Below are 6,904 nucleotides of genomic sequence, written 5' to 3'. Positions count from 1 at the left end.
CCAGGCCGCGCAGGTCGGTCTCCGTGCGGGAGAACAGGCAGGTCCGGACCTGGCCGTCGGCGGTCAGGCGGGTACGGTCGCAGGCCCCGCAGAACGGTGCGCTGACCGAGGCGATGATGCCCACGGTCCCCCCCGGGAGTCCGTCGGTGCCGGGCGTCACCGTGAACCGCTCGGCCGGGGCCGCGCCACGTTCGGTCGGGTCCTGCGGGGTGAGGGTGAACCGGCGGCGCAGGATCGCCAGGATCTCCGCCGCGGTCACCATCTCCCCGCGCTTCCACATCTCGGGCGGGCCGAGCGGCATCTGCTCGATGATGCGCAGCTCGTAACCACGCTCGAGCGCGAACGCGAGCAGGTCGGGCGCGTGGTCCTCGTTGCGACCGCGCATGAGCACGGAGTTGATCTTCACCGGGCGCAGTCCGGCGGCGTCGGACGCCGCGATGCCGGCGAGCACGTCGGGCAGGCGGTCCCGGCGGGAGAGGGTGGCGTACGTCTCCCGGTCGAGCGAGTCCAACGAGACGTTCACCCGGGTCAGCCCGGCCGCGGCGAGCTTCTCGGCGCGGTGCTCCAGGCCCAGACCGTTGGTGGTCAGGGATGTCTCGGGAGCCCTGCCGTCCTGGGTGCGCAGTGCGGACGTCGCGGCGACGATGCGCTCGAGGCCCTTGCGCAGCAGCGGCTCGCCGCCGGTGAACCGGACCTCACGCACGCCCAGGCGTTCGACGGCGATCCGCACCAGGCGGATGACCTCGTCGTCGGAGAGCACCTGCGGCGTCGGCATCCAGTCGAAGCCCTCGGGCGGCATGCAGTACTCGCAGCGCAGGTTGCACCGGTCCGTCAACGAGACCCGCAGGTCACGCGCGACACGGCCGAACCGGTCGACGAGGTCGGCCGTTCCCGGACGGGCCGGCGCGGGGGCCCCCGCCACCGGCCCGGCGGATGTCGCCGGGCGAGAGCCGGGCAGACCGAGGTCGACGGACATGCTGCCACCCTATCCGGGGCTGTCTAGGACTTCTTGGTTGTCTTGGTTGTCGGTCAGGGACCCACGCCCTGCGGCTCGACCGGCGGGGTGCCGCTCGCGCCGGCCCGCGAGCCGGGGCAGGTGCGCCGCGGCCGACTCCCGGGCGGGGCCGCTCAGTTCTCCTCCGGCAGGCCCAGCCAGGCGTGCCAGCCACTGTGCAGCACCAACCAGGCGAGCAGCCCGTACCCGGCCTGGCCCGGGTGCGTCCCGTCCCCGGCGGCGATGTCGGCCAGCCACTGCTCGTGGTCGTGCAACGGCTGGTACGTCTCGACGTAGGGCACCCGGCGGCGCCCGCACACGTCCGCGAACGCCTCGGAGAGCCCGGCGAGGGCGGCGCCGTCCACTCCCGGGCGCGGGGGCGGCCCCACGACGAAGGGCCGCACCCGTTCGGCGGCGGCGCCGTCGAGGACGTTGGCGAGGTTCAGCCGGGACCGGGCCAGGGACAGGCCCTCGCCGAGGTCGGCGGAACCCAGGGCGACGACGAGGCGGTTGTCCGTGTCCGGGGTGAACCGGCGCAGGCACTCGGCCTTCCACCGGGCGGCGAGCGCCGTCGTCGACTCGCCCGGCACGGCGAGCTGGGCGACGAACGCCGGGTCCTCGCCGGCGGTGCGGGCCACGACGCGTCCCACCCACCCGAGTCCGCGGGCGTCCCCCTGACCGGCGACGAGCTCGTCGCCGATCACGCACAGGCGCAGTGGCGCATCGGCGTTCACCGGTGCAGCTCGTGACCGGCGCGCTGGGCCAGCTTCTCGCGCGTGGCCCACAGCCCCGCCGACGGTGTGGAGATGTAGTAGACCTCCTCGCCGTCGGGCATGGTGTTCCACCCGTCCGTCATCGTCTCCGGGTTGTACCGCTCGAGTGCCTCGTTGACGTCCATGTACCGGTACCCGACGGACTCGATGTCGTCCTTCGTGAGCTTCCCGGGCGCGTACGTGATCGTGAAGCGGCCCTCGGCGGAGCCGTGGACCAGGTGCGCGGTGCCGTGCGGGATGTCCTGCATGTCCGCCTGCGTCGTGTACAGGTCGATGACCTCGGCCTGGCTGAGGTAGCCGTACTTGCGGATGAGCGCGTCGACCTCGGGCTGCTCGCCGAAGCGCTCCACCCCCGGCGCGATGACGAGGAGCTCGCCGCCGTCGGCGATGGCCATGCGGGTGCGGTAGACCGCCTTGTTCGCCACCCAGGTGGCGCGGAACTCGTCGGCCTGCATGACGGCGACGACCTTCTGCACCGGCACGTCGAACGGGGTGATGTTCTGCGCCAGGGAGGCGCGGGCGGCGTCGTAGTACGTCTCGAGGTCGTCACCGACGTAGACGCCGGTATGGACCAGGTTGCCGTCGTCGTCGTAGTTCATGACGACCTGGAAGTAGACGTCCTTGAGGTGGCCGAGGAAACGGTCCTCGGCCTCGTTGAAGCACTCCCGGACCGGGGTGAGGAGGTTGCCGAGGTTGTTCTCGATGCCGTACATGGCCGAGGCCATGTGTGCGGCGCCGAGCAGTCGCTTGCCGCCCAGGCCGATGAAGTAGTTCTTGTTGTGGTTCGCGAAACCGAGCACCTCGTGGGGGACCACGTGGCCGACGTTGATGATGAGGTCCCAGTCCTCGGTGACCGTCATGGTGTTCAGGTCGATCGGCATCTCCCAGTCGACGGCGCCGCCGGTCTTCTCCTTGACGAAGGACGCCTCGATCGTGCCGACGTTCGTGACGCCGTGCTTCCAGTCGTGCGCGTGGATGCGCTCCTCGGGGATGGTGCCGAACATCCACCGGTTGTCCGCCGGCGTGTGTGGCACGTGCTGGCCGAGGGTGGGGATGACGTGCACCTCGGTGCCGGCGTCGTCGAGCCGGTGGTAGAGGAACTCGGTCATCCAGCCCACGCCGGCGTGGGCGCGGGTGATGTCCGGCGGCAGGAGCAGCACCCGGCGGTACTCGGCGATCCCGAGGCGATCCTTCGCCTCGGCAAGCATGCGGGTAAGCATCTCCTCGATCTCGGCGCGGGAGATGGTGGCTGCCTCGTGCTTGAACCAGGTCATACCCGCCAAGATAGTGCGGCACGCGCGCAGGGGGACGGCGAGACGCCGGGTTGCCGCCAGTTGTCGCGGGAATGAGGTCGAGCCCGCGCGTCGCCTGACCTAGGCTGGAGGACCGGTACGTCGCGGGGCGCACCGCCGCCGGGCGCGGTGCCCCGCGGGGCACCGCAAACCGGCGAGAGAGAGAAGGAGGTAGCCGTGGCTGGCGTGAAGGCACCGGGAACCCCGAAGCCGACCCCCGGGCAGCGGGCCAAGCTCGCGTCCGATGCCCGCAAGGTGGTAGCCCGGAACAAGAAGGCACGCCACGACTACCACATCGACGACACCTTCGAAGCGGGCCTGTCGCTGACGGGCACCGAGGTCAAGGCGCTGCGCATGGGTCGCGCGTCGCTGACCGACGGCTGGGTGGAGATCGACCGGGGGGAGGCCTGGCTGCACGGCGTCCACATCCCCGAATACGCCCAGGGCTCCTGGACCAACCACGGCCCGCGCCGCAAGCGCAAGCTCCTGCTCCACAAGGTCGAGATCGAGAAGCTCGGCGTCAAGACGCGCGAGAAGGGCCACACGATCGTCCCGCTCGAGCTCTACTTCATCGGGGGGCGCGCCAAGGTGGAGATCGCGCTCGCCCGCGGCAAGCAGGAGTGGGACAAGCGCCAGACGCTGCGCGAGAAACAGGACGAGCGGGAGGCACAACGCGCCATGAGCCTGCGCCGCGTGCGGTGATGCGCCGCCGGCCGGTGCCGCCGCCGGCCGGAATAGGTGTGCGAGGCCCATGGTTGAGGACGTAGGATGGATACCGATGCGGGTTGCGGCCCGAGTCGTTTGACAACTGCACATGGGGATGATCGGTTTCGACGATGGTCGTCGTTCCAGGAGAAGCGGGTCGAGGATGCAGGGTTATCTCGTCAACGCTCCCTGCAAACCAATAGGTGCCGATTTCAAGCGCACCGAGTTCGCCCTCGCCGCCTGAGCGAGTTCCGAACTCCGTCAGCCTGAGGTAGCTCTCGCCCCAGTTCCTGGCGTCATCTAGAGAGCCACTGCTTGTAGCCTTCGTCACCGGGGTTACAGGGACTTTCAGGTGACTGAGCCCGTCAGCGACTTGTCTGTGTGATCGCTGGGGCCGAGAAAATCATCAGCAGACTGCACCCGGAGAAGCCCTGGTTCTGCGCCGTCGGACGCGGGTTCGATTCCCGCCATCTCCACCACTGTGACCTGCGGAAACGCATGTCGTGACACAGGGACAGCCATCCGTTGACACGGGTGGCTGTTCGTGTTCGGGAACCGGTCCCGGCCACCTCGGTGCCCGGCACCGTGACGGCCGTGACGGTGTGGCCGTCCCCGATGTCCGCGCGAGGACGGACGGGCAGGGGAGAACGGGCAGGGGAGAATGGCGCCATGAAGTCCCGCGGATTCCTTTCCGACAACGCCTCCGGTGTGCACCCCGCCGTGCTCGCCGCGATCGTGGACGCCAACGAGGGACATGCGCCCTCCTACGGCGCCGACCCCCTCACCGCCGCGCTCGAGGAGCGCGTGCGGGATCTGTTCGGCCCCGGCGCCGGGATCTACCCGGTCTTCAACGGCACGGGTGCGAACGTCATCGCCCTCCAGGCGCTGCTGCAGCGGTGGGAGGCCGCCGTGACCACGGCCGAGTCCCACATGGTCACCGACGAGTCGACGGCGCCGCAGCTCGTCGGCGGCATCCCGTTTCGCATCGCCGGGTCCGTGACGGGCCGGACGACGCCGGAGCTGCTGGCCCGCGTCTTCGATACCGACGACGGCTCGGTCCACCACGCCCGCCCCGCGGCGATCACCGTGGCGCAGAGCACCGAGCTCGGCACGACGTACCCCGCCGCCGACCTCGCCGCCATCGGCGCATTCGCCCGCTCCCGCGGCGCCCGCCTCCACATCGACGGCGCCCGGCTGGCGAACGCCGCGGCCCGCCTGGGCACCACGTTGGCGGCCCTGACCACGGACGCCGGCGCCGACGTCGTCTCCTTCGGTGGTACCAAGAACGGCCTCCTCCTCGGCGACGCCGTCCTCGTCCTCGACCCCACCCTGGCCGAACCCGTCGAACGGCTGCGCAAGGCCACCGGCCAGCTCGCCTCGAAGATGCGGTTCGTCTCCGCCCAGCTCCTCGCCCTCCTCGACGGCGACCTGTGGCACCGCAACGCCGCCCGGGCCAACGCGGCCGCCGACCTCCTCGTGGAGCGCCTGCGGAGGATCGACCTCGAGCCGGTCTACCCGGTGGAGGCCAACGCCGTCTTCATCCCCGTCCCGGCGGCGGCGCTGCACCGGGTGGTCGCCGCCGCCCCGGTGCTGGCCTGGGACGCCACCACCGTGCGGGCGGTCGCCTCCTTCGACACCACGGCGGACGACGTCGAGGGCCTCGTCGCCGCCCTCGCCACGGAGCTGTCGCGCCCGGGGAGGTCCGGCGCCCGGCAGTCGTGAACTCGGCCCCGCCCGACGTACCGGCCTACTGGGCGGGTGCGGGTGCGGGTGCGGACTCGACGGTGGCCATCATGCCAGCGTCCTCGTGGTCCAGGATATGGCAGTGGTAGACGCTGCGTCCGGGGTGCCGTGAGAAGTCGACGAGCACGCGTGCCCGCCCCCCGGCGGGGACGTTGACGACGTCCCGCCAGGTTGGCGCCGCCACCGGTGACCCGCCCTCCTCGATGACCTGCATCGGCCAGACGTGCAGGTGGAACGGGTGATCCAGCGGGGTGGGGTTCCGAATCGTCCAGGACTCCACGGTGCCGACACGGACGTCCTGGTCGGTGCGGGCGGCGTCGAAGCGGCGGCTGTCGAACCCGAGGTCCGCCATCCCGCCCGAGCCCCCTCCGCGGTTCATCATGGCGCCCATCGACATGGTGAAGGAGATCTCACGCTCGGCACCCACCTCCTGGTCACGAAGGTCCGGGTCGCTCGCGGAGGCGGGTACCGGTCCAAGAGGTGGGACCTCGGGCCCGGCCACTGCGAGCGTGGCCAGGGTGGCGGGCCCGGACAGGCCCGCCGCCCCGCCCATCGCCCGCATCATGCCGCCGACCCGGTCATAGCCCAGGGTGACCAGCTCGCCGGTGCCCGACGCCATCGTCACGAGCATGTCCGCCCGGTTCCCCGGCGCGAGGAGCACCTCCTCGACCGGGCGGGGCCGCGCCTCGTGCCCGCCGTCGATGCCGAGCAGCTCCACCTGCTGCCCGGGCGCGGCGATCCGGAGGTATCTCGATGTGCAGGCATTGACCACCTGCCACCTCTCCCGCTCGCCGGGGGCGGCCGAGATCGTCGGCCGCCACTGCCCGTTGACCAGGACCATCGCGCCCTCCCGGCCCATCATGACGTCGGCCGACGAGGCCGGGGCGACGTCGTCGCCGGCGGTCAGGGTGATGTCGGAGATCACCAGCGTCCGGTCCCGGGCCGTGGGCACCTGCTCCCCGCCGTCGACGATGATCGTGCCGTACATGCCGCCGAAGACCTGGTCGGCCACGGTGCCGTGCCGATGCGGGTGGTACCAGAACACCCCGGAGGGGTGGTCCTCGGGAAGGTCGAACCGGTAGTCGAAACTCTCGCCCGGGGCGATGCTCACGAACGGGTTGTCCCCGTTTCCCGTCGGGGAGACGGCCAGTCCATGGGTGTGCAGGTTGGTGGGCTGGTCCAGGGTGTTGACGACGCGGACTTCCAACCGGTCGCCCGGACGGACCCGCCAGGTCGCGCCGGGGAGGGAGCCGTTGTACGTCAGCACCCGCGCCTGCCGGCCGGCCAATTCGACTTCGGTACGGGCCGCGACGAGCTCCACGCGCAGCAGGCCGGCCTCGCTCGACAGCACCTCCGGCTCGACCAGGGCCGCACCGCCCGGCCCACCGACACCCGGC

General features: G+C 71.2%; 6 protein-coding genes and 1 other RNA gene. 3 read left to right on the top strand and 4 right to left on the bottom strand.

The window, feature by feature from the left end:
- The 3 genes from moaA to ACYC1Z_RS13300 all read right to left on the bottom strand — a co-directional run.
- Positions 1-976 (bottom strand): GTP 3',8-cyclase MoaA (gene moaA, locus ACYC1Z_RS13310; protein ID WP_461410005.1); only part of this gene is annotated, 976 nt, incomplete at its 3' end.
- A gap of 152 nt (positions 977-1,128) precedes the next feature.
- The gene (locus ACYC1Z_RS13305) at positions 1,129-1,728 is read right to left on the bottom strand and encodes a GDSL-type esterase/lipase family protein (protein WP_461410004.1); all 600 of its coding nucleotides are present in this window, start codon (positions 1,726-1,728) and stop codon (positions 1,129-1,131) included.
- Complete coding sequence (locus ACYC1Z_RS13300) at positions 1,725-3,041, bottom strand: nickel-dependent putative hexonate epimerase (RefSeq protein ID WP_461410003.1); 1,317 nt, start codon at positions 3,039-3,041, stop codon at positions 1,725-1,727. The genes ACYC1Z_RS13305 and ACYC1Z_RS13300 overlap by 4 nt, the downstream gene beginning before the upstream one ends.
- 195 nt (positions 3,042-3,236) lie before the next feature.
- Here ACYC1Z_RS13300 and smpB point away from each other — a divergent pair, with 195 nt between their 5' ends.
- The 3 genes from smpB (at position 3,237) to ACYC1Z_RS13285 (ending at position 5,486) form a co-directional block, all read left to right on the top strand.
- On the top strand, positions 3,237-3,761 hold the full coding sequence (gene smpB, locus ACYC1Z_RS13295) for an SsrA-binding protein SmpB (protein WP_461410002.1): 525 nt from the start codon (positions 3,237-3,239) through the stop codon (positions 3,759-3,761).
- A gap of 114 nt (positions 3,762-3,875) precedes the next feature.
- Positions 3,876-4,243, top strand: a transfer-messenger RNA (tmRNA) gene (ssrA, locus tag ACYC1Z_RS13290).
- A 190-nt stretch (positions 4,244-4,433) separates the two neighbouring features.
- The gene (locus ACYC1Z_RS13285) at positions 4,434-5,486 is read left to right on the top strand and encodes a threonine aldolase family protein (RefSeq protein ID WP_461410001.1); all 1,053 of its coding nucleotides are present in this window, start codon (positions 4,434-4,436) and stop codon (positions 5,484-5,486) included.
- A 25-nt stretch (positions 5,487-5,511) separates the two neighbouring features.
- Here ACYC1Z_RS13285 and ACYC1Z_RS13280 read toward each other — a convergent pair.
- Positions 5,512-6,904, bottom strand: a 1,393-nt coding sequence (locus ACYC1Z_RS13280; RefSeq protein ID WP_461410000.1) for a multicopper oxidase family protein, incomplete at its 5' end; no start/stop codon positions are given.

It is taken from the genome of Georgenia sp. (assembly GCF_054605595.1).
This window is presented reverse-complemented; position numbering and strand designations above follow the sequence as displayed.

Coding starts and splice junctions, on each gene's coding strand:
- ACYC1Z_RS13285 (WP_461410001.1), top strand. CDS start 4,434: ATGAAGTCCCGCGGATTCCTTTCCGACAACGCCTCCGGTGTGCACCCC.
- ACYC1Z_RS13300 (WP_461410003.1), bottom strand. CDS start 3,041: ATGACCTGGTTCAAGCACGAGGCAGCCACCATCTCCCGCGCCGAGATC.